Source organism: Candidatus Cardinium hertigii, assembly GCF_003176915.1.
GTDB classification, from domain to species: Bacteria; Bacteroidota; Bacteroidia; order Cytophagales; family Amoebophilaceae; genus Cardinium; species Cardinium hertigii_A.
On the sequence record NZ_CP029619.1, the window covers coordinates 359,174 to 381,939 of the forward strand.

Below are 22,766 nucleotides of genomic sequence, written 5' to 3' on the forward strand. Positions count from 1 at the left end.
AAGCAATAAGAAAATTTTGCTTCAAAAATGTTTTTAGCATAGCTTATCTTTTTCTCATAAAGGGCAGCTACTGTTTATGAAAATACAAAATTGGTAACTAGTTTGTCCTTTTAATGCTCCTTGCTCTATTCCCTAACAAAAGTAAGGAGTCTATTGCTAACCGCGCGTGTTAGATAAAATTTTTTCACATATCTGCTTCATTTCTGTTATCCATTCCTTCGTTATGTTGTGTTTTTCACCCCATGGGACATAGAACAGCAGTGTTTCTTGGGCGATGCGTTGCTGATCTTTCCATTTATGTATGGATAATGTACGCATATTATGTAACCTATCGGCCAATTTTATTTGCACTGCCCGTACATCATCGCATTGGTTCAGCCTATTTTTCTTTTCCTCTTTGTCCAGTTTCCAGGGGTACCCATTGGTATTATAATGGGTAACTTGGTCTACCAGTGTAGCCACTTCTGCCCCATGCATAAGTTCTACTTGATGAAGCGTAACAGGGGTGTCCTCTACGACATCGTGCAATAGCCCAGCTAGCAATGTTATAGGTGGTAACTGTTAGCAATTAGTTTAGCTACGGCTATAGGATGCGTGTAGTAGGGTTCCCCCGATTGGCGCATGACCAGCCCATGTGCATTTTTAATAAATGCAATGACAGGAATAATTTTTTCTTTAGTTAAAGTAGTGCTATTGGCAAGCAATGCAATCAATTCATTTTCTTGTGCGATGCTATCAGCCGTTTCAGCCTGCTTATCAACTGTTTACACATTACAGAAGAAGTAGAGCCCTGTAACCATTGTAGGCATTGCATAAACTTTGCCGATAGTAGCCCTATGAATATCTACGAATTAGACGCGGCTTCTAACAATGCTGTAGAAGATATTCGAGCATTAGTGGATCAAGTACGTTATGTTCCTCAGATGGGCAAATACAAAATATACATTATAGATGAGGTGCATATGCTATCTAATGCAGCCTTTAATGCCTTTCTTAAAACATTGGAAGAGCCCCCTAATTATGTTTTATTTATACTGGCTACTACAGAACGGCATAAGGTGCTTCCTACTATTTTATCGCGCTGTCAAATATTTAATTTTAACAGTATAAAAATAGATAATATTGTTGATCAGTTAAAATTAATAGCTAAGCAAGAATCTATTGCCTATGAAGTAGCTGCCTTACAACTCATTGCACAAAAAGCAGAAGGTGCTATGCGTGATGCGCTTTCCATGTTTGATATAATAGCTACTGCTATAGGTCAAAGCGGGACAATTACGTATAATGAAGCATCTGCTCATTTGCAACATTTGGACTATGCTTATTATTTTAGATGTACGGAATCTTTTTTAAAGCAAGATATTCCTGCGTTGCTTTCCATTTATGATGCTATTTTACGTGCTGGATTTAACGGGCGCCATTTTTTAGCAGGATTAGGGGAGCATTTGCGTAATTTACTGGTCTGTAAAGATCAAGTTTCACTTCCGTTATTGGAAGTTCCTGACCCCATAAGGCCACAATATGCTGAATATGCTGTTAAATGCAGCATGCGTTTTTTATTAGATGCTTTAGCACGTCTAAATCAATATATATTAAATTACCAAGCCAGCCAGCATAAGAGACTGCACGTAGAGCTTTTTCTTATTGAGTTAGCAACTGTAGTAGAAGCTACTGACGCAGCAGTAGTGCTCGATAAGTCAGGTAGTATAAAAAAAAAAATAGTACCCCCACCTAAACCCAATACTTGTATACAACCACCTTCAGTAGATAATGGTATTGCATGCCACATTCAACCTAAAAGCCAAAATAACAGGTCTTTACCAGGTAATAAGGTAATTATACAGGCAGCAGTAACAGAGCAGCTTCCTACCTTAGCAGATCTAAAAAAAACGTTAACCGAAACAGAAGCATTAATTACTGCTAAACAAGCATCCACTGTAAAAGCGGAAGTAGCATTTCCTCCAGTGAAGCAAAAGGTAGAAGCAGCGTTGACTTATTACAAGGAACAGCTTAAGAAGAAAGGAATGATAGCTGATTATCAACTTATTAGTCAGCCAATAAAAGTACAAGATAGGGTAGTTTCCATTACATTGATCAATCCTGTTCAAGAAGCTATGCTACAAAACCTCAAGGAGGATCTTTTAGCTTTCTTACGTAAGACGTTACATTGTTCTGATATAATCATTCAAGGTATTTTAGTAGAGGAAATTGCATCTAAAAGACCTTATACGGATCAAGAAAAATTAAGCTATTTAAGTAAAAAAAATGCTTTTATAGCCTTACTACAAGAAAAATTGATGTTAGAGCTTGCTTATTAATGCTACCACATGCAAAAGTTTTAAGCATGTGTAAAGTAGCCCCCGGTTTATATTGGTGTTTATCTCAATTAAAGTGGTAATACAGTCTTTATGGCCTTTTTTGCCGCTAGATGTAAAGCAGTTTCGCCACGTTTATTTTGCTGGTTTACATCAGCTTTGTTCTGAATAATTAAATCAATGATTGGATCTATTAATAGATGAATGGAGTACTTCTTCTTTTCAATCTGTTTATTGGATAGTTTATATGGATGAAATGTTCTCTTTAAGGGTAAAAAAGGGAGAGAAAGTGCATAAGTAGCATGTATAACCGATCAATCATCCTAGTTAAAAAGTATATCCCATAATTGATAGGAATAATTTGCTTTTTATAAAAAAAAACTGTACCATATGCTCTACAATGTTGGTATTACGCCACCGTTAACTAGTGATGGAAAGTGGCCTATTACAGCTAACATGTGGACGGGATCTGTATCTGGTTGGACTAAGGCAAGTACTCAGCAGAAGGGGGATATAGTTTCTGATGGTAATCATTGTGGTATAGCTGTAGATAGTACCTATACTATGGCGGCAGGAACTAATAAAATATACATGGATCAAGATATTAAAGGGGGAACCATACAACGTTGTGATACTGATTGACAGTGATAATTAATAGTGACTTTAGTGAACGTATTTTTACGTATACTAAATCTTATGGAAAGAGGGAACCATTCAGCGACAGCAGTTATGGATTATAGGTATGATAAAAATCATTTGTTACATTGAAATAATTATATACTTGGTACATGTATTTAAGCGCTACTCTAATTGTTTTTTTGATTTTGATGCCATGTTATCCATTAAAATCAAAAGTATATCTGATGCATAATGCGCATGACAGGGGGTATGTAGATTGGCCTTCTTGGGCTATTTATTTATATCGTCATCCAGGTTATAAGCCTTACCAGCCGTTTACGGATATTAAAAAATATGGATGTAATTGGGGTAATTGGGTAACATTTCCTCAAAAAATTGAAGCTATACAAGCCAGAGTAGGTTATATGCATAATCCTTCTGCATTATTCCGGTCGAAAGATTTTTTAGTAATTTATAAGCACCCTGCTTATTATAAGCAAGCTTTTTTAGATTATCTGGTAGACAAGCGGTATACTTTGGAGCAAAAAAAAATTGCTATATATGCCACTGTACGTTTGGGTTCCTTTTTATGTTGGGAAACCTATTACCAGCTATATAAGAAAAAAGAGATTGGCTTATCTCTTTTAGAGTTACTGCTTGCTATTAATTTGTCTTATCGTTTTGTAAATCCTCCAGAAAAGTTGATGAAAGAAGAATGCGTTTGCTTAGAACGTATTCAAAATAACATTCCAAAAGGTTCATCGTTGTATAATGCTATTAAATCTATATTAGATCATCAATTTCCGAAGTCATGGTATAGGCATCGAATGTTTTGTGATAATCAAGATGCTTCACATGGTTATTATGTGGCTCCTTTTCCATTTTATGATATGCTTACGGATGCAGTAAGAGATAAAAAATATTGGCAAAATTGGCATATTACAGCTGATAGTCCAGTGGGTTTAGAGACGTATCCCTACTTTTTAGTAGTTATAGAGCATCCTCAATATTATTATCCTGCCCATTTTGGTCCTTTTTCAAGTGCACAAGACGGAATAGCTATATTACGGGATAAAGGCTATACAGATGAAGAAAAATCTATGGCTATATTTGGGATGTCTCAATTAGGTGTATCATCTAGCTATGAGTCCTCCTTTTATTATGCTTGGATGATAGAACACGTCATAGAATGGTATAAACAAGGACACATTTCGGTACACCATTTATTTCAATTGTTTGTATGTGATTTTCCTACATTTTATAAATATCCTTTTTTTATTATAGATTATAAAGAAGCAGCCATACAAGTAGCATTGAACAAATTTATTGCAGCGCCTACTATACCTGAAGGGCTCAAAGAAATTGCCCGTAAAGTTAAAAATGGAACGTTAGCTACTAGAGAAGAAATGGCCTATATGGAGGGATATCGTACTTTTCGAAAAACCTATTTTACCTTGTATGAAACTATTTTTCCCCGTGATGCATAACGTAAAAATTTATAAATCTATTGGACCTGAAGGGGCAAAAATATTAGCTGAAGCATTGGGTAGGTAATAAGACAATTACAGGTATGGACCTATGTCGCAATCGTATTGGATATGAAGATGCAAAAGCATTGGCTAAAGTATTAACAGGCAATCGCGCAGTTACCTATCTTAATTTAAATGCTAATGGTATTGGCAATATAGCTGCATTAGGAGTCGCATTGTATAAGCTATTAAAAGATAATCAATCAATTAAAAATATTGATTAAAGCTTCAATAGGATACGACTTGAATGGTAAAAAATTTAGTTATAGCATTAAAAAATAGTACAATTTCAACTATTTACCTAAGCAATCAATCGTATTGATGCTAAAATTGTAAAAACATTAACTGAAGAAGTATCAAAAAGCAATCCACACTTGCAGCTGTAGAAAGTGTTAGGGTAGCTAGGGTCTATGATGCAATAAATGGATAATCCGAAGTAGTCAATGGGAAGCGGCACATATAGGCATTAACTATTTGTTTTACTTCCTTAATCTGGGAATCTTTGTCTTTATTTTTAAGCAGATAGTCTATCCACTCCACTATCAATGGCATATCCTTTTCTTTTAAGCCTCTGGTGGTAACAGCAGCTGTTCCCAAACGAATACCTGATGTGACTTGAGGCGTATTTTTATCAAAGGGAACCAAATTTCTATTTGTAATAATATCCGCTTTTTCTAAAGCTGCTTCAGCTTCTTTTCCCGTAATATTTTGTTTAGAAAGATCAAGCACCAACAGGTGGTTATCAGTTCCTCCTGATAAAATATGATATCCTGCATCTAGAAAGGCTTGTGCCATGGCTTGGGCATTTTTTTGTACTTGTTTAGCATAACATGTAAAACCATATGTCATAGCCTCATAAAAGGCAATGGCTTTAGCTGCAATACCATGCTCTAATGGTCCTCCCTGTATACCAGGAAAAACAGCAGCATCAAGTAAGGCAGACATCTTATGTAATTGACCACTTTTATTGGTTTTACCCAAAGGATTATCAAAATCCTTTCCCATTAATAATAGGCCACCTCTGGGTCCTCGGAGGGTTTTGTGTGTCGTAGTGGTTACAAAATGACAATAAGGAAAAGGATTGTTCAACAATCCTTGGCTAATAAGTCCAGCAGGATGGGAAATATCTGCCCATAAAAAGGCAGCTATTTCATCCGCAATAGTACGCAATTGTAGATAATCCCAGTCGCGGCTATAAGCAGAAGCACCACAAATGATGATAGCAGGTTTTTCGCTTCTTGCTTTTTGGGCTACTGAATCCAAGTCAATATAACCTGTTTCTGGATTTACACCATAAAAAGAAGCCTGGTAAAGCTTACCAGAAAAATTTACAGGAGAACCATGGGTTAAATGACCCCCATGTGCTAAATTAAAACCTAAGATCTTATCTCCAGGCTTTAAAACAGCCATCAGTAATGCAGCATTAGCCTGAGAACCAGAATGTGGCTGCACATTTGCCCACTCTACTTTAAATAGGTTTTTTGCACGTTCAATAGCCAATAATTCTATCTCATCTATGATATGGCATCCACCATAATAACGTTTCCCCGGTAGACCTTCTGCGTACGCTAAGTAAACAGGATCGTAGTTTTTAAAGCGTATTACTTTTTGCCCCTCTATAGGTAATACATAGAGCGCCTGTATAGCATCAGCTGTTTCCTGAATCGCTACGTAGCCCCCATGCGCCTCTACCGTTTGTCTGCATTCTATTTGGTAAAGGTGCTTTTCAGTTAGCGGAGCAGCTGTTACCCTTGGTTCGGCAATGCTGTAAACAGGTAACGTTTGAGGCAGCATCGTATCGGTAGTAAACCAAAAAACCAGCGCAGGCAAGCGCAGCGGCTCTGCTTAAGCAGGCGTATCCCTATCGTAATTATACTGTAGCAGACTATCCGCAATAGTAGCTGTAACCGTATGCTCTACTGTTTGTGCACATTGACTCATTTCCCATAGGTTAAGCATCAAAAAACATTCAAATAGCTCTGGGTAGACCCAGAGCTGCGTACGATTTGTTTGTTTGTGTAAGAGTAATTGTATGTCAGTATCTAACGTTCGTATGTGATCGTGTACGGTTAGCAAGCAATCTTCCCATGCGATCCGTTTTATTTTGTTTTGATTCAATTCTATACCATGTCCCAATTGGGCTTTCCATAAGTGTAGTTTTCCAAATTTATGTAGCTTGTTTAAAAAGTTACTAATATTTTTACTCAGTTTTTCTTGCCCATGGGTAGCAAGGTAGTGATAGGATTCCTCTAATGCATGGCTCATTTCCAAGAGTAGTTGACTATCATGGGTAGCTCTAGCCTGGACCAGTTGGCTTGGTTGTAAATGGCTTCTAGTGAAATCCTATGCTCATAGGTTCTGGTAAGTTCTATTACCCTAAGTTTGGCAGTTGATTTGTCTCGTAAATACTTATAAATACTTAGTCGTCCCTGAAGTATTATATATTTTCTTGTTATTCAATATAAAATTTATTAAATTTGTATTATTCAATAACCATTTTTTGAGTTTTTATATAAAAACCTTGCAAAATAGGCATGAAATCTAAGAAGATATATCCTAATTGTGGTAGGTTTTTTGAGCAACGTTTATCTAGTTTTCTTAACCCTAAACACGCTTTATTGCAGCTATCTGATTCGATTCCTTGGCAATGCTTGGAATCAGATTTAGATCGCCATTTTAGCTATGGCCTTGGGGCAGCCTCCTTTACCTATGCGTTTGATTGTAGGACTGCTCATTATAAGTCATATGTATCGTCTTTTTGATGAACAAGTAGCAGCTAGATGGGTGGAAAATCCTTATTGGCAATACTTTTGTGGTTATAATTTTTTTCAGTTTAAAGTACTTTTGCTACCTTGCAATACGGTTCGGCAGCAGAAACTGCGGCTGATCTCCCTTCCTTAACTTTACCTGCACTGGCTTTCTGTTTTAGTACGGATACAAGTCTACCAAACCTAAAACCTAGCTATCGTATTACAGCAATGAACGCAAATATTACCCTACCTGCTAGTGAAGCGCAGTTTTATCAACTAGAAAGCAAACAAATCGTAGAAGCCCATGGAGGCTATGTGGAAATAATAGAAAGTCCAACGCAGGTAAATTGTCTTTACGTATTCCCGCTGGATGGCCGTAACGTTATGCGCTTTAAAACGTATAATCCTGCTGATATGATAGCTAATACCATAGCTGAAACAGCGGAAAGTTTAGCACAAGAGCAGGAATTGATAGGGTTACTCACTACACAAACTACGCTTAGCGCAGAACGTATACAGCAAACCATTGCCTTTATTAAAAACGCTCATGGTTTAGTACGGCGTAAATCAGGGGCCCCCTATTATACCCATCCCATGGCGGTGGCTAAACTGCTGTTAGAGGTTACCCAAGATCCCGACACCATCCTAGCGGGTTTGTTGCATGATATCGTAGAGAATACGCCTATTACACTTCATCAACTAGAATTGATGTATGGCAGTGCGATAGCTGCTGTGGTCGATCAGGTTACCCACTACAATACCAATGGGTATCCTTGGGAATTAGATAAGTTAGAAAATAAAAATATATTAAATCAATGTAAGGATACACGTGTGGTACAAGTAAAGCTAGCAGATCGATTGCATAATATGCGTACGTTATCTGCCCGTAAGCCATCCGATCAACAGCGTATAGCGCAGGAAACCTTAGCTTTTTATATCCCGTGGGGAACAAAGCACCACGTACCTCAGCAATGGCTGACAGAAATGCAGCGCATTTGTGGACAGTTTCTTGTCTAATCATCCTACATTCTAAATTGTATAACATGATTATTGTCCGTTTTTCAGAGATAAAGCTTATATCCTACTTACGTTTAAAGCATAAGAAACCATAACCGGAAACCTAAAATAGGATGTTTTAATCAAAAAGATTTTAACGGACCAGCTAGCTGCACAGGAAGGCTATCCTATTGGTAGTTATGCAAAAGATGTGGGGGAAAAGGATAGGGGTACAAACAAAATCGTGCGTAAATACACTCTAGGGGCTACCATTTAGCCGAATATTCTTCCATAACATAAGCCCATTGTAATAAAAAATTGGGAAGTATTTCTCATTAGAAATCTAAATAAAATCTATACATTTCAGTAACTTTTAGATAGGACTTTTCCTCTTTGTAAAACTTTTGTTTTCTACAAAAAAGCAATCATACTATACGAGGTATATAAAAATAGGCCCCCATAATTTTTGCGTTTGGTCTTATTTATTTTGTAGACTATTACATTTAACCACTTAATGCTTCTTTGCAAGCTATCTTTATGACAGGAAGATTAAAGCACGATGGACTAGCCAAACTAATCCTTTCAGATCCAATAGCTGCTCAGGAATTTCTAAATCATTATTTACCAGAATCTTGTAAAGCATAATTAGATTTAACCACGATTAAGGTTGAAAAAGAATCGTTTGTAGAGGAAGATTTAAAGCAAAAATTTAGTGATTTAGTCTTTTCGATTAAAATGCAAAATAATGAAGAAGCATTCATTTACACATTAATAGAAGCTGAGGGTAGTCCTAAGTATTGGACAGCATACAAGTTATGGAAATATATATTTTTGCTACTCGAAATACATAAAACGAAAAAGAGATCAAAATTACCCCTCATAATTCCCATAGTCGTATATCATGGGAATAGACGCTTTAATGCCCCAAGAAATTTATGGGACTTATTTAGTCACCCTAGTCTTGCTCAATCGCTTATGGGAGGAGATTATCAACTGGTAGACTTATATGCTATGTCCGATGAATAGATCAAGCAGAAGGCACATTTAGGGATGCTGGAATACTTTATGAAATATATATATTCCCGTGATATGATTAAGTTATGGGAAGAATTTTTAGAAACCTTTAAATCTTGTATTCTCCTTGACAAAGAAAAGGGTTATATTTATGTAAGGAATTTCTTATGGTACAGCGATAGCAAATTACCTGAAGATAAACAACCCGTTCTAGAGAATATAATCACAAAATATCTACCTAGAGAAGATAAAGAAAATATTATGAGAACTATAGCACAAAAATATAGGGACGAAGGGATTCAAATAGGGCAAGAAAAAGGGATCCAAATAGGACAAGAAAAAGGGATTCAAATAGGGCAAGAAAAAGGGATCCAAATAGGACAAGAAAAAGGGATTCAAATAGGACAAGAAAAAGGAAAGATAGAGATAGCTAAGGCTATGCTTCTTAAAGGTTATCCTATGGAAGATATTGTGCTTCTTACTGGATTATCTTCTTCTCATATCCAGGATCTTGTAATGGAAAAGGCTTCTAATTAAGATAAGATTGGCTCTTAAGGATTTTATATAAAACAACTCAAAAAATGGTTATTGCATACTATAAATTTAATAATTTTTATATTGATTAACAATAAAATACATATAATACTTCAGAGACGAAAATACATAATACTTCGGAGACGACTAAGTACCAAGGATGTTCCGTATCTATTTCTCCATATTCTACTTGCTTACTTTTACGTTTTTCTAATAATGTAAGCTATCTTGAATTAAATTCTCAGTTTGACTGTCCAGCGCAGAGGTCGCTTCATCTAATATCAGTATAGGTGCATCCTTTAAGATGGCACATGCAATAGCCACTCTTTGACGTTGTCCACCAGAAAGTTTAACGCCTCTTTCTCCGACATAGGTATTATATATACTGTTCCGGTAACGCACTGATGAAATTGTGCATATGTGCTTTCTTACTAGCTTCTACTACTTCTTTATCTGTAGCATCTAGATGACCATAACGAATATTTTCCATAAGGGTACGATGAAATAGTGATATATCCTGCGGAATAACAGTGATCTGACTGCTCAATGAATCTTCTGTAACGTGCTGAATATTTTTACTATCAATCAGTATGATACCACGTTCATAGTCAAAATAACGTACCCTACTAAGCCTATTTTTTCACCAGGTTTAATGCGGAGGCTAAGGTTTTTAAAAACAGATTTTTGATCTTTATAATTAAAATAAATGATAGCTGATACCAGCTACAAAAAGGAATATCTTTGGCATCAGTACAAAAAATACTTGGACATAATAGGTTAATGACCACCGCAATCTATCTTACTTTTACCGACGCGCACGTTATGGAAGAAAATGCCGCTAAGTGGTAAGCGCTTAGCATGCATTTAGGAACGATTTTTCCTAATACCCTATATAGTCGTTAAAATTTAATTAAAGAGCGTGGCTATTGGCTAGGAAGTACCGTTTCATACAAGGTAAAATATTTTTTTCGAAAGGCTATGTAGCCTTTCATATATTCCATTTCTTGCGGCGTAGCGAGCGTACCTGCTAAGATCTTTTTTGCGATTTCTTTTAGCCCACAGGGGATAGTAGGTAGTGCTATAAAGCGATGTAATGCCCTTTGGAGGTCTTTATCTTCCTGGTTCAGGATAAAAAATGGATATTTAAAACAGCTTAGTCCCTTACGAAGGAATAAAGATTCCATCAATAAAAGAGACATACCTTTAGTGCTATCTGGAGAAAAATAGTAGTAATTACAAGCTGAATTAATGAGTACATCATATTTAAGTATATCTCCCTGAAATGCTCCTAGTTGATGCATCATAACAATAGCCCAGAATCTAGCTACCTTCGATTGACACTTTGGCTGATCAAAAATATAATAGTTACCACTCATTAAATAGTGGCTAGGGTGGTCTACTAGAATTAAAAACTCTGGAATATAGCTACTACTTTGGCTAACATCTTGCGGTATATAATAGGGGTCATATTCTATATACTCCTGCTGTATCGCATCACATATTTTTTGAGGAAAGCTTATGCCAGCATATTGATTATAGCTTTTTGGAAAATTATCCTTATAGGGACAATCATCTGGATACAACCCGGATAATGCTCGTTTAATCACCTTCTTTAACGAAACGGTTGTAACCGGCATATCAACTATTGCTTGGAGTAGATCAAGTAATTTATTTTTTCTCTTGTTTACCCATTTATGAGGTTCTGTAACTATAAATACTTGCTTAACCAATATTTCAAAAACAGATGTAGAGAGCTTCTTGGCTTGATATAAGTAATAAATCTCTCCCAACAGATCAATTATATCACTGATATGTCTCATTGCATATACGCATATCTTTTTTTGATTATCGTTGTAATCAGGATTGGCTAGATAGTCCAATACGGCTTCCTGATAATAATCAGGGTAATGATACATTGCTTCAAAATCCTTGGATTTAAATAGTTCTATAGGATCTTTCCAGGGGGAAACCTTAGCCTCAATGGCTACAATCTTTTGTGGAAAAGTAACCCAATTGCCCCAAGGGCATCCTTCTTTTAAAATATCTTGTGGTGGTTGATAGCCCTCATAATTTGGAAATTGCATAAGGTAATGGACGCAATTTTTCCACTCCATCATGGGTGGCTTCTTTTGACCATAAAGGGGAAAAAAAGAACTTAATACAAAAAAGGTAAATAAGGCTATTTTCAGTGGTAGCATGGGATACAAATTAAAAAATCTTGCTATTTTATGCAGGCTACCTACTGTATAACCCACATTGTATGTTAAACTGAAAGATTACGATTGGTTATATCGTCTAATGCTACTACCTTCCTTTAGACTTTGTTTTTCCCGTGTATCCAAAGTGACTTTTTGTACACCTGCTGCTATTACATAGGTGCTATCCACTGCTATACCACAATGTCTTGTAGTTGCTACAATATCCCCGAATTGCATAGGGGTGCTCGAATCTAATATATCAAAACGGCCATTAGCAGTTCCATGCCAATCCGAAGCTGTAAAGGGCCACTTTCCACTCCAGTTAAGAGGAGCCGTTATACCTGCACCATTTAATACATCAAACACAAAGAGGTTACACTTGGGAGTTCCTATTTCGAAATACATTTTTTTATCTTTCCCATTTTCGTCTTTATACGTAGAGGTCTTTGCTACATTATGGGCATACTCCTCTCTACAAGTGATGCTTAGCCTCTTTGCTTCTTCGGCAATCGCAGCCCTTGCCCGCGCAGAGCCATCAGCACGCTGATCTAAAATCTCCTTTTCTACTCTTGCCATGTCCAATATGCATGCACCCATAACCTCACGTATTTCCTCCTTGCTAGGCGTTCTTCCAACTGCTCTCCTCTTTGCATATAGTCTTTCTAAGATAGTAGTCACTACTGCTGAATCGTTACGTAATCTTTCTACAATAATACCTCCTGCTTCTGGATCATTACAACTATAACCACCTTGTATTAAATCTATTATTGAACGCTCCACCTCCTTTTGCAGTGCGCTTCGATTTTCCGCAGATTCCTCAAAATCATAGGTATTGGTATAGGTTCTGTTTGTAGAGGGCCCTGGCTCTGAACCCACACTATTTCCCATGTGGTAAGCAAAGGAACGGTTACATCCTGTTAAGAACGGAAAAAGAACCAAACTACTTAATAGCAAAGTAGATTATGTATATTCAAATATTATGCCATGCAACTTTTTCATAATCCAATGGTTAAATATATTTAGTATGATTACTTAATATTTAATTTAAGTATAGTAAAAGAAATAATATTATATATAACAATAGGTCTTTCCATAAGATTGTATAAATATTTTTTATTGTAGTGGACTGAAAAATTAGGGTACTAATCGGATAAGCAGAGAAAACTTTACCCCATTCCTTTAAGCACCGTACTTACAAGTTACCCTATATACGGCTCAAACAATCCCTACGCTACAGCTCAACCTTTCTTACTGCTCTGTCGCACCGACAGTTGGATAGCGTTGTGATAGATTGATGGTATAATTTTTTCTATTTTTCTAGTGTTATTTTTTTTGATTTTTATTGTTATAAGTCTAAATGGTTGTCCCTGAAATAGTATTACTGAATAGGTTTATTTGAGTCATATGATTTTCTCAGATTGAAATTTTAGGATGCACGCTGCCTTAAGCTAAACACCATAAAGGCATAAGGGTTATGGGATCAAGATTTTTAATTATATACCTGTTATTTTATCTGATCAGGTAGTAGAGGTTATAAATTTTTTTCTTGTGATAATCTATTGATTATGTCCAATAGCACACAGCATAACATTGCGTTTATCTCCTAAGATTCCTTACAAGTAGTTAACCGATCATTTACCATCGGATTTCATAGGACCAATAGGGGGCTTGCAGGAGTTATCCCTTTGTAGAGCCACTTATACATATATTACACTCATTATTAGTTATATTTAGGCAAAGAAATCTGACTAAGGCCATAGCTAAAACAGCGGTCTAAATCTGAATCCAAGCATTGTCAAGGAACTTCATCAGCTAACTGGGAAAGCGTGCCAAGGGTTAAGAAAACTAGAATAAACGTTTCTCAAATAACTTATCACAATTATTATATATTTTCTTCGATTTCATCCCTATAAAACATTCAAAACAGGGTTATTGTATGGCAAATATAATTTTTTCATATTGATTAATAAATAAATATATAATAATTCAGAGCCTACTAATTATAGGCTTATACTTTATAGGAACACTTATTGTTGGAATGTATCACGGTAGAAATGTTACAATCTTTCAAGCATACGCAGTTGGTAATAGAAAAATGTCTACCATGGTAATTACGCTATCTCTACTGGCTACAATCTATGGAGAGGTATACTGAGTGCTAGACTACATGCGCATTATACATTACGCATTGCTATAGGCATAGGTTTTTGCACAATAATAATAGTTGCTATTAGGTATAGTAATTATTTTTCTGTAAATAAAAACAGGTAGCACTTTATAAACCTTAGTAAGGTACATTTATTACAACGTAATAAAATAAAAAACAAATGGTAGGGCATATTGATGTAATGATTATAGGGTTCTCCTTAATAGGCACGCTGGTTATTGGAATTTACTACGGTAGGGGTATCAAGACTTTCCAGGATTATGCTGTAGGGAATAGGAAAATGGCTACCAGTGTAATTGCTATTTCCGTTATAGCTACCATATATGGTGGTGGAACTTTGCATGCCGGCCTAGATGGTTGCTATCGAAAAGGCTTTGAAATACTTATTACGCAATCCATTTTAGTGGCTATCATTGGCTATCTTTTTTCCAGGTTTATCACGCCAAGAATGAAGGAATTCATGGGGCATCTTTCTATAGCAGAATCTATGGGAAGCGTATATGGATCAACCGCTCGCATCATTACCGCCGTACTTGGTATTATCCTAACTATGGCCTTTTTAGCAACTCAGATCAAAGTTGGCCTTGAAATCACAGCTATTCTATTTCCTAAAGTAGCACAACTTCAATCCTATTCAACCATACTTTTAATCCTATTGGTTATGGCGTATGCTACATTTGGAGGGGCGAGAGCGGTAGCCATAACAGATGTGTATCAATTTCTCCTTTTTGGGCTCTGTTTCCCTATGCTCATTTTCGTTTTGCTATTTTCTACGAAAGATTTAGCAGCGGGCTGGCAAAAACTTACCGCTATACCACATTTTAACCTAAACAAAATGTGCACAGGGCATACCCTCACAACTGTACTACATAGCTCTGGTTTCCTATTTAGGCTTTTAATCGTGGTTACACCTTCCTACCTACAACGTTTTTATATGGCTTCTTCTGTAGGGCAAGCAACAAAAGTTTTTAACAAAGTTGCTATAATGCCATCTGTGATAGCCTTGCTTATGTTCTGTGTTACAGCAGCTTTACATATACGTGGGAATAGCATTCCAACTAATCAGCATGTCCTTCACTATATCCTTTCCCTTGACTATTTCCCTGGTATGTTAGGCATATTGGTAACGGCTATGCTAGCATTGCTGATGTCTACCGCTGATTCCCAGTTGCATATTGCCTCTGTTTTATTTACCCATGACCTATGGCCTTTTATAGCTAGGTTTACCAAGTCACGTAACGGCTCGCTCAAAATTGTACGTATCGTCTCTATTGGTATAGGGATGATCAGTCTCCTGATGGTATTTGATACGACCACTACTATTCAACAATTAATATGGCCAACCTTCTACTTTTATTGGACAGCTGTCTCGGTTCCTTTTATGCTAGCTTGTTTTGGATTTAGACCGAGATCCGTTGCTGTGTTAGCAATCATGGGACTTAGCATACTTATGGCAGTCTATATTATTTTTTACCAAAAGCAAGCTGTATCACATAATCACGTTATCCTTTCAATGGTTGTAAGCGCAGGCAGCTTGTTTGCCTTACATTACCTGCTTCCTAAACGTCCCCATACCGGCTGGATAGGTATACAAGACCGTAGTGCCTGGGATTTACAAAACCAAATCACCAAACGCTGGTGGTTGACACGGATGCAACGATTTAAAATGTTTTGTACAAGGTCCTATCGTATAAGCGTTTTCCCTACCCAAGAACGTACCTTTGTAGCGGTAGGTTGCTATACTATTATTAATGCCATTATCGCGTTGTGCTTTATTCAAAGGCAGTATTTCCTTCCCTATGTATACCTCTATATGGCTGTAATGGCTTTGGGAACGATCCTAGCGCTCTACCCAGCCCTGCATGCTTATCAAAAAGGCGGAACACCGCTATTGCATAATTTATGGCCTATGCTATTGTTTTTTCTGCTTTTTATGGCCCCGTTCCAATTTGCTAAACTAGGACACTATAGCCCTGTAGTTTGTGCCCTTTTTATAGCTAACATAGGGCTATCTACCGTATTAGTATCCGTGGAATGCAGTAGTATGCTATTGCTTTGTGCTTTAGCAATCCATAAATTCTTGCCTCCTTATATAAATTTTGTTGATTTATTTTGGGAAAGCCTTAGGCATGCTTCTGTTCTAGAGCTTGTGTTAGCTGTAATGCTAGTAACCGCTGCTGTAGTAGGTTTTGTCCAGTATAAATACCTACGAGATAAAGCCGTTTCTAAAGGTAAGACTATGGAAATTACCCGTTCCTATGAGCAGCGCATTGCGCTAGAAGCCATCTATAGCCAAGCGCATTGGGCTAGATTGGATGCCACTGCTGGGGGTACCCTTTTACGAGCAATGGGAGATACCTTACAAGAAACTTTGTTTCCTATTGCAAGGAATGATCCGCATAAAGTAGAAAATGAAATAACGCGCTTTAACAAGAAACTACAAAAATTCAGCAATTGCCTACTATGGAGAGCCCAAGAAGAACGGAGCCTAAAACTTAATAAAAAAGCTATTCAACCCATCCCACTTGAATCAACTATCTTAAAAGTAAATCAGCAGATATTGGATTTAGGCGAACCGCTAGCGTTACTATTGCGTAAACAAACAGACGTAGCTGAAATAGTAGTAGATCCAGCCTTATTGGAGTGTTTGCTCCTACTCAACCTATCGGCAATCAGCAAAAGCCAACAAGCTACCGATCACATCGTAACCTTAACCCTTTCCGCTGCTACCTTGCAATACGGTTCGGCAGCAGAAACTGCGGCTGATCTCCCTTCCTTAACTTTACCTGCACTGGCTTTCTGTTTTAGTACGGATACAAGTCTACCAAACCTAAAACCTAGCTATCGTATTACAGCAATGAACGCAAATATTACCCTACCTGCTAGTGAAGCGCAGTTTTATCAACTAGAAAGCAAACAAATCGTAGAAGCCCATGGAGGCTATGTGGAAATAATAGAAAGTCCAACGCAGGTAAATTGTCTTTACGTATTCCCGCTGGATGGCCGTAACGTTATGCGCTTTAAAACGTATAATCCTGCTGATATGATAGCTAATACCATAGCTGAAACAGCGGAAAGTTTAGCACAAGAGCAGGAATTGATAGGGTTACTCACTACACAAACTACGCTTAGCGCAGAACGTATACAGCAAACCATTGCCTTTATTAAAAACGCTCATGGTTTAGTACGGCGTAAATCAGGTGCCCCCTACTATACCCATCCGATGGCAGTGGCTAAACTGCTGTTGGAGGCTACCCAGGATCCCGACACCATCCTAGCGGGTTTGTTGCATGATATCGTAGAGGATACGCCTGTTACACTTCATCAATTAGAACTGATGTATGGCAGTGCGATAGCTGCTGTGGTCGATCAGGTTACCCACTACAATACCAATGGGTATCCTTGGGAATTAGATAAGTTAGAAAATAAAAATATATTAAATCAATGTAAGGATACACGTGTGGTACAAGTAAAGCTAGCAGATCGATTGCATAATATGCGTACGTTATCTGCCCGTAAGCCATCCGATCAACAGCGTATAGCGCAGGAAACCTTAGCTTTTTATATCCCGTGGGGAACAAAGCACCACGTACCTCAGCAATGGCTGACAGAAATGCAGCGCATTTGTGGACAGTTTCTTGTCTAATCATCCTACATTCTAAATTGTATAACATGATTATTGTCCGTTTTTCAGAAATAAAGCTTATATCCTACTTACGTTTAAAGCATAAGAAACCATAACCGGAAACCTAAAATAGGATGTTTTAATCAAAAAGATTTTAACGGACCAGCTAGCTGCACAGGAAGGCTATCCTATTGGTAGTTATGCAAAAGATGTGGGGGAAAAGGATAGGGGTACAAACAAAATCGTGCGTAAATACACTCTAGGGGCTACCATTTAGCCGAATATTCTTCCATAACATAAGCCCATTGTAATAAAAAATTGGGAAGTATTTCTCATTAGAAATCTAAATAAAATCTATACATTTCAGTAACTTTTAGATAGGACTTTTCCTCTTTGTAAAACTTTTGTTTTCTACAAAAAAGCAATCATACTATACGAGGTATATAAAAATAGGCCCCCATAATTTTTGCGTTTGGTCTTATTTATTTTGTAGACTATTACATTTAACCACTTAATGCTTCTTTGCAAGCTATCTTTATGACAGGAAGATTAAAGCACGATGGACTAGCCAAACTAATCCTTTCAGATCCAATAGCTGCTCAGGAATTTCTAAATCATTATTTACCAGAATCTTGTAAAGCATAATTAGATTTAACCACGATTAAGGTTGAAAAAGAATCGTTTGTAGAGGAAGATTTAAAGCAAAAATTTAGTGATTTAGTCTTTTCGATTAAAATGCAAAATAATGAAGAAGCATTCATTTACACATTAATAGAAGCTGAGGGTAGTCCTAAGTATTGGACAGCATACAAGTTATGGAAATATATATTTTTGCTACTCGAAATACATAAAACGAAAAAGAGATCAAAATTACCCCTCATAATTCCCATAGTCGTATATCATGGGAATAGACGCTTTAATGCCCCAAGAAATTTATGGGACTTATTTAGTCACCCTAGTCTTGCTCAATCGCTTATGGGAGGAGATTATCAACTGGTAGACTTATATGCTATGTCCGATGAATAGATCAAGCAGAAGGCACATTTAGGGATGCTGGAATACTTTATGAAATATATATATTCCCGTGATATGATTAAGTTATGGGAAGAATTTTTAGAAACCTTTAAATCTTGTATTCTCCTTGACAAAGAAAAGGGTTATATTTATGTAAGGAATTTCTTATGGTACAGCGATAGCAAATTACCTGAAGATAAACAACCTGTTCTAGAGAATATAATCACAAAATATCTACCTAGAGAAGATAAAGAAAATATTATGAGAACTATAGCACAAAAATATAGGGACGAAGGGATTCAAATAGGGCAAGAAAAAGGGATCCAAATAGGACAAGAAAAAGGGATTCAAATAGGACAAGAAAAAGGAAAGATAGAGATAGCTAAGGCTATGCTTCTTAAAGGTTATCCTATGGAAGATATTGTGCTTCTTACTGGATTATCTTCTTCTCATATCCAGGATCTTGTAATGGAAAAGGCTTCTAATTAAGATAAGATTGGCTCTTAAGGATTTTATATAAAACAACTCAAAAAATGGTTATTGCATACTATAAATTTAATAATTTTTATATTGATTAACAATAAAATACATATAATACTTCAGAGACGAAAATACATAATACTTCGGAGACGACTAAGTACCAAGGATGTTCCGTATCTATTTCTCCATATTCTACTTGCTTACTTTTACGTTTTTCTAATAATGTAAGCTATCTTGAATTAAATTCTCAGTTTGACTGTCCAGCGCAGAGGTCGCTTCATCTAATATCAGTATAGGTGCATCCTTTAAGATGGCACATGCAATAGCCACTCTTTGACGTTGTCCACCAGAAAGTTTAACGCCTCTTTCTCCGACATAGGTATTATATATACTGTTCCGGTAACGCACTGATGAAATTGTGCATATGTGCTTTCTTACTAGCTTCTACTACTTCTTTATCTGTAGCATCTAGATGACCATAACGAATATTTTCCATAAGGGTACGATGAAATAGTGATATATCCTGCGGAATAACAGTGATCTGACTGCTCAATGAATCTTCTGTAACGTGCTGAATATTTTTACTATCAATCAGTATGATACCACGTTCATAGTCAAAATAACGTACCCTACTAAGCCTATTTTTTCACCAGGTTTAATGCGGAGGCTAAGGTTTTTAAAAACAGATTTTTGATCTTTATAATTAAAATATACGTTTTTAAATTCAAGACGGATGCTTGATTTGCAACGTTTTTGGATTGATTACATCGACGCTTTTTTCACATGGCCAAAGTATAGATAATCCACTTTTTAAATTTCCTATAACATGTGAAAAGTCTTGTAGCGAAACGGTAATATGCCATATTTCCTCAGAAGCAATCAAAAGAATGCCAAACAACTGAGCAAATCAAATTGCATCCTTAAACCTAAGCCTATTGGCTTTGCGCTAGTAAGATTGCTCGAAGACGCTTTACGTAGCTATAATGTATCCTAAGACTTTAAGTATTGATTGGCAGTGTACTTAGAATGCATGCGCTTGAGCAAATGATACATAAACTAAAAAAGCGTAGGAATTTATAACTGTTTTATTATTTTACCTAGGTAAAGGGATACAATTTACTAAAGTAGGGGGATACAATCTGCTACCCTTAAGGGAGCCTTACAAAACAAGTTAGCATCATGAAAATACTAAAAGTTATTCATGGTTACCCGCCTTATTATAGTGCTGGTTCAGAAGTTTACAGCCAAACGTTGGTTCACGAATTGGCAAATGAGCATGAGGTACAGTTATTGAGTAGGTATGAGAATAGTTTCCTACCTGACTTCCACTATCGTACGCTTTTAGATCCTAGTGATGCACGTGTTTTGCTTCATTTGATCAATGTCCCTACTGCTAAATACCATTATAACTTTATTAATGAGCCTGTTAACGCACTCTTTAAATCCATCCTAGCTACTTTCCAACCTGATCTAATACATTTTGGTCACCTCAGCCATCTATCGATGGAACTTCCTAATATTGCGGTGCAGGCGGGGATTCCCACTATTTTTACTTTGCACGATTTTTGGCTAATGTGTCCACGGGGTAGGTTTATTCAACGCAATGCTACCAGTCTGTTTCCACTTTGTAATGGTCAAGCCGATCAAAAATGTGCTACCCAATGCTATAAGGGTTATTTTACAGGCGATAGCACACAATTAGCTGCAGACATAACCTATTGGGCTACCTGGGTGGGAGTTAGAATGGAACAAGCCAGGAAAATAATAAAGGGGATAGATCATTTTATTGCACCGTCGAGATTCTTGCAACGTAAATTTATACAGGATTTTCATTTACCCGCTCATAAAGTCTCTTATTTGGATTATGGGTTTGATCTAAGCCGGTTTACAGAACGTCAAAGAATACCAGAAGCCCTGTTTGTTTTTGGTTACATAGGCACCCATACGCCTGAAAAAGGGATAGATCTGCTATTAAGGGCTTTTGCTAAGTTATCCGTTAGGGCCCAACTTAATATTTGGGGGGCTTCTAGAGAAGAAACTGCTGCATTGAAAGCCATTGTGCAACAATTTCCTTCTGCTATACAGGAACGTATAAAATGGATGGGGCCTTATGCTAACGAAGCGATTACCGCTGCTGTTTTTGATCGGGTGGATGCTATCGTGGTACCCTCTATTTGGGGTGAAAATGCGCCCTTGGTCATACATGAGGCCCAGCAGCTGCGCGTACCTGTCCTAACAGCCGATTATGGGGGTATGGCAGAGTATGTAAAAGATGGTATAAATGGGCTACTGTTTAAGCATAGAAATGTAACTAGCTTAGCAGCAGCTATGCAAAGATTGGCTACAGACCCTGTCTTATATGGTCAACTTATGCAAACTGGTTACCTGTATAGTGCAGACGGTAACATCCCTTCTATCCAAGAACATGTTAATCAGCTACAACCTATTTATCACGCTGCCATAAACAGTAAAGGGAAAACAGTAGCCACTAAGCAGGGGCCTTGGCGGATTACTTTTGATACCAACCCCGACCATTGCAACTTTGCTTGTATTATGTGTGAAGGGTTTTCCCCTTATAGTAAGGTCAAAGCCACAAGAAAGGCGCAAGGCATCAGGGCTAGGGTGATGCCGATAGAGACCCTACGCAAAGTTATTCAAGAGGCAGCCGGAACAGCTTTAAGGGAAATCATCCCTTCTACCATGGGGGAACCTTTGTTGTATAAACATTTTACAGAGATCATAGCATTATGCCATGAATTTGGGTTAAAACTAAATTTAACTACAAATGGTTCTTTTCCTATTAAGGGAGCACAGCAATGGGCTGAGTTATTGGTTCCTGTTTTATCTGATATTAAAATTTCTTGGAACGGCGCTACAAAAGAAACCCATGAAGCAATTATGAGCGGTTCAAAATGGGAAGAGGTCGTTACTAATCTGCAAACTTTTTTACAAGTTAGGGATGCTTATTTCCAGTCAACGGGTAAGCGATGTAGCGTTACATTGCAGCTGACCTTTCTGGAAAGCAACTTGACGGAATTGTATGCCCTTGTTAAAATGGCCATAACGATGGGTATAGATAGGGTCAAAGGCCATCACCTATGGGCCCATTTTAAAGAAATTAAAGGATTATCTATGCGCAGAAATCATGCAGCTATTGATCAATGGAATAAGGTTGTACAGCAACTCTACCTACTAAGAGATCAGCTATTGCTCCCTAATGGAACCCAGATAAAATTAGTAAACTTTACCTTACTTCCTAAAGAAGGGATAAAAGATTTAGCAGTTGGAGGGCCATGCCCTTTCTTAGGAAAAGAGGCATGGATTAGTCCTGAAGGTAAATTCAGTCCTTGTTGTGCACCTGATGCGCTAAGGGAAACATTGGGAAATTTTGGCAATATACATGAGGTCAAACTGGAAGATATATGGAAAAGTGATGCCTATACCCATTTACAGAAAAACTACTTAAAACACCCCTTATGTAAAGGGTGTAATATGCGCAAACCTTTGGTATCGTAATATTTGAATG

At 37.1% G+C, this 22,766-nt stretch carries 21 protein-coding genes and 3 pseudogenes; 12 read left to right on the top strand and 12 right to left on the bottom strand.

What is annotated here, in order from left to right; translation table 11 throughout:
- Positions 1-156: 156 nt before the first annotated feature.
- Positions 157-543 carry an HD domain-containing protein gene (locus tag DK880_RS01345; RefSeq protein WP_162534092.1) on the bottom strand — a complete coding sequence of 129 codons (387 nt, stop codon included), beginning with the start codon at positions 541-543 and terminating at the stop codon, positions 157-159.
- A 2-nt stretch (positions 544-545) separates the two neighbouring features.
- Entirely contained in the window at positions 546-713 is a 168-nt protein-coding gene (locus DK880_RS05115; protein ID WP_162534093.1) for a hypothetical protein, read from the bottom strand.
- Between the two features lie 9 nt (positions 714-722).
- On the opposite strand from DK880_RS05115, the gene dnaX reads away from it, so the two are divergent.
- Positions 723-2,318 (top strand): DNA polymerase III subunit gamma/tau, encoded by a 1,596-nt coding sequence (dnaX, locus tag DK880_RS01350; RefSeq protein WP_162534094.1) that lies wholly within the window; start codon positions 723-725, stop codon positions 2,316-2,318.
- 68 nt (positions 2,319-2,386) lie between these two features.
- Here dnaX and DK880_RS05675 read toward each other — a convergent pair whose 3' ends face one another.
- A complete protein-coding gene (locus DK880_RS05675; protein ID WP_109997694.1) occupies positions 2,387-2,623 on the bottom strand; it encodes an ankyrin repeat domain-containing protein in 237 nt (78 codons plus the stop codon).
- 82 nt (positions 2,624-2,705) lie between these two features.
- Between DK880_RS05675 and DK880_RS01360 the strand changes: the two genes are divergently transcribed.
- From DK880_RS01360 to DK880_RS01370, 3 genes are all read left to right on the top strand, one after another.
- On the top strand, positions 2,706-2,957 hold the full coding sequence (locus DK880_RS01360) for a hypothetical protein (protein ID WP_109997053.1): 252 nt from the start codon (positions 2,706-2,708) through the stop codon (positions 2,955-2,957).
- Positions 2,958-3,178: 221 nt separating this feature from the next.
- Entirely contained in the window at positions 3,179-4,420 is a 1,242-nt protein-coding gene (locus DK880_RS01365; protein ID WP_109997054.1) for a hypothetical protein, read from the top strand.
- Between the two features lie 83 nt (positions 4,421-4,503).
- Positions 4,504-4,686, top strand: a complete 183-nt coding sequence (locus DK880_RS01370; RefSeq protein ID WP_109997055.1) for a hypothetical protein — start codon at positions 4,504-4,506, stop codon at positions 4,684-4,686.
- 184 nt (positions 4,687-4,870) lie between these two features.
- On the opposite strand, the gene glyA is transcribed toward DK880_RS01370, so the two are convergent.
- Entirely contained in the window at positions 4,871-6,292 is a 1,422-nt protein-coding gene (gene glyA, locus DK880_RS01375; protein WP_239302531.1) for a serine hydroxymethyltransferase, read from the bottom strand.
- A 15-nt stretch (positions 6,293-6,307) separates the two neighbouring features.
- Entirely contained in the window at positions 6,308-6,727 is a 420-nt protein-coding gene (locus DK880_RS01380) for a hypothetical protein (RefSeq protein WP_109997056.1), read from the bottom strand.
- Between the two features lie 269 nt (positions 6,728-6,996).
- Here DK880_RS01380 and DK880_RS01385 point away from each other — a divergent pair.
- From DK880_RS01385 to DK880_RS05385, 4 genes and pseudogenes are all read left to right on the top strand, one after another.
- Positions 6,997-7,321: pseudogene (locus DK880_RS01385) on the top strand (transposase); the annotation flags it as partial.
- Positions 7,322-7,626: 305 nt separating this feature from the next.
- The gene (locus DK880_RS01390; RefSeq protein ID WP_420886314.1) at positions 7,627-8,229 is read left to right on the top strand and encodes an HD domain-containing protein; all 603 of its coding nucleotides are present in this window, start codon (positions 7,627-7,629) and stop codon (positions 8,227-8,229) included.
- A 636-nt stretch (positions 8,230-8,865) separates the two neighbouring features.
- Positions 8,866-9,234 (top strand): annotated as a pseudogene (locus tag DK880_RS05380) (Rpn family recombination-promoting nuclease/putative transposase); the annotation flags it as partial.
- Between the two features lie 39 nt (positions 9,235-9,273).
- Positions 9,274-9,759 carry an RpnC/YadD family protein gene (locus DK880_RS05385; protein ID WP_204082280.1) on the top strand — a complete coding sequence of 162 codons (486 nt, stop codon included), beginning with the start codon at positions 9,274-9,276 and terminating at the stop codon, positions 9,757-9,759.
- Between the two features lie 207 nt (positions 9,760-9,966).
- Here DK880_RS05385 and DK880_RS05390 read toward each other — a convergent pair whose 3' ends face one another.
- The 4 genes from DK880_RS05390 to DK880_RS01415 all read right to left on the bottom strand — a co-directional run bounded on the left by DK880_RS05390 (position 9,967) and on the right by DK880_RS01415 (position 12,830).
- Positions 9,967-10,158: an ATP-binding cassette domain-containing protein gene (locus tag DK880_RS05390; RefSeq protein ID WP_109997058.1), complete on the bottom strand. Its 192-nt coding sequence runs from the start codon at positions 10,156-10,158 to the stop codon at positions 9,967-9,969.
- Positions 10,133-10,303: a hypothetical protein gene (locus tag DK880_RS05395; RefSeq protein ID WP_204082281.1), complete on the bottom strand. Its 171-nt coding sequence runs from the start codon at positions 10,301-10,303 to the stop codon at positions 10,133-10,135. The genes DK880_RS05390 and DK880_RS05395 overlap by 26 nt, the downstream gene beginning before the upstream one ends.
- 376 nt (positions 10,304-10,679) lie before the next feature.
- Positions 10,680-11,840 carry a hypothetical protein gene (locus DK880_RS01410; RefSeq protein WP_162534096.1) on the bottom strand — a complete coding sequence of 387 codons (1,161 nt, stop codon included), beginning with the start codon at positions 11,838-11,840 and terminating at the stop codon, positions 10,680-10,682.
- Between the two features lie 192 nt (positions 11,841-12,032).
- Positions 12,033-12,830 (bottom strand): hypothetical protein, encoded by a 798-nt coding sequence (locus DK880_RS01415; protein WP_204082282.1) that lies wholly within the window; start codon positions 12,828-12,830, stop codon positions 12,033-12,035.
- Between the two features lie 1,451 nt (positions 12,831-14,281).
- On the opposite strand from DK880_RS01415, the gene DK880_RS01420 reads away from it, so the two are divergent.
- From DK880_RS01420 to DK880_RS05405, 3 genes and pseudogenes are all read left to right on the top strand, one after another.
- Complete coding sequence (locus DK880_RS01420) at positions 14,282-17,767, top strand: sodium:solute symporter family protein (RefSeq protein WP_109997061.1); 3,486 nt, start codon at positions 14,282-14,284, stop codon at positions 17,765-17,767.
- 636 nt (positions 17,768-18,403) lie between these two features.
- Positions 18,404-18,772, top strand: a pseudogene (locus DK880_RS05400) (Rpn family recombination-promoting nuclease/putative transposase); the annotation flags it as partial.
- Between the two features lie 39 nt (positions 18,773-18,811).
- The gene (locus DK880_RS05405; RefSeq protein WP_204082283.1) at positions 18,812-19,249 is read left to right on the top strand and encodes an RpnC/YadD family protein; all 438 of its coding nucleotides are present in this window, start codon (positions 18,812-18,814) and stop codon (positions 19,247-19,249) included.
- A gap of 207 nt (positions 19,250-19,456) precedes the next feature.
- On the opposite strand, the gene DK880_RS05410 is transcribed toward DK880_RS05405, so the two are convergent.
- The 3 genes from DK880_RS05410 to DK880_RS05130 all read right to left on the bottom strand — a co-directional run bounded on the left by DK880_RS05410 (position 19,457) and on the right by DK880_RS05130 (position 20,138).
- Complete coding sequence (locus DK880_RS05410) at positions 19,457-19,648, bottom strand: ATP-binding cassette domain-containing protein (protein ID WP_109997058.1); 192 nt, start codon at positions 19,646-19,648, stop codon at positions 19,457-19,459.
- A complete protein-coding gene (locus DK880_RS05415; protein WP_204082281.1) occupies positions 19,623-19,793 on the bottom strand; it encodes a hypothetical protein in 171 nt (56 codons plus the stop codon). Before DK880_RS05415 ends, DK880_RS05410 begins: the two co-directional genes overlap by 26 nt.
- A 171-nt stretch (positions 19,794-19,964) precedes the next feature.
- Entirely contained in the window at positions 19,965-20,138 is a 174-nt protein-coding gene (locus tag DK880_RS05130) for a hypothetical protein (protein WP_204082284.1), read from the bottom strand.
- Positions 20,139-20,419: 281 nt separating this feature from the next.
- On the opposite strand from DK880_RS05130, the gene DK880_RS01435 reads away from it, so the two are divergent.
- Positions 20,420-22,756, top strand: coding sequence for a glycosyltransferase (locus tag DK880_RS01435; RefSeq protein WP_109997062.1), 2,337 nt, complete (start codon positions 20,420-20,422; stop codon positions 22,754-22,756).
- The last annotated feature ends 10 nt before the right edge of the window (positions 22,757-22,766 follow it).

Coding starts and splice junctions, on each gene's coding strand:
- DK880_RS01360 (WP_109997053.1), top strand. CDS start 2,706: ATGCTCTACAATGTTGGTATTACGCCACCGTTAACTAGTGATGGAAAG.
- DK880_RS01365 (WP_109997054.1), top strand. CDS start 3,179: ATGCATAATGCGCATGACAGGGGGTATGTAGATTGGCCTTCTTGGGCT.
- DK880_RS01370 (WP_109997055.1), top strand. CDS start 4,504: ATGGACCTATGTCGCAATCGTATTGGATATGAAGATGCAAAAGCATTG.
- DK880_RS01380 (WP_109997056.1), bottom strand. CDS start 6,727: ATGAGCCATGCATTAGAGGAATCCTATCACTACCTTGCTACCCATGGG.
- DK880_RS01390 (WP_420886314.1), top strand. CDS start 7,627: ATGATAGCTAATACCATAGCTGAAACAGCGGAAAGTTTAGCACAAGAG.
- DK880_RS05385 (WP_204082280.1), top strand. CDS start 9,274: ATGAAATATATATATTCCCGTGATATGATTAAGTTATGGGAAGAATTT.
- DK880_RS01410 (WP_162534096.1), bottom strand. CDS start 11,840: ATGCAATTTCCAAATTATGAGGGCTATCAACCACCACAAGATATTTTA.
- DK880_RS01420 (WP_109997061.1), top strand. CDS start 14,282: ATGGTAGGGCATATTGATGTAATGATTATAGGGTTCTCCTTAATAGGC.
- DK880_RS05405 (WP_204082283.1), top strand. CDS start 18,812: ATGAAATATATATATTCCCGTGATATGATTAAGTTATGGGAAGAATTT.
- DK880_RS01435 (WP_109997062.1), top strand. CDS start 20,420: ATGAAAATACTAAAAGTTATTCATGGTTACCCGCCTTATTATAGTGCT.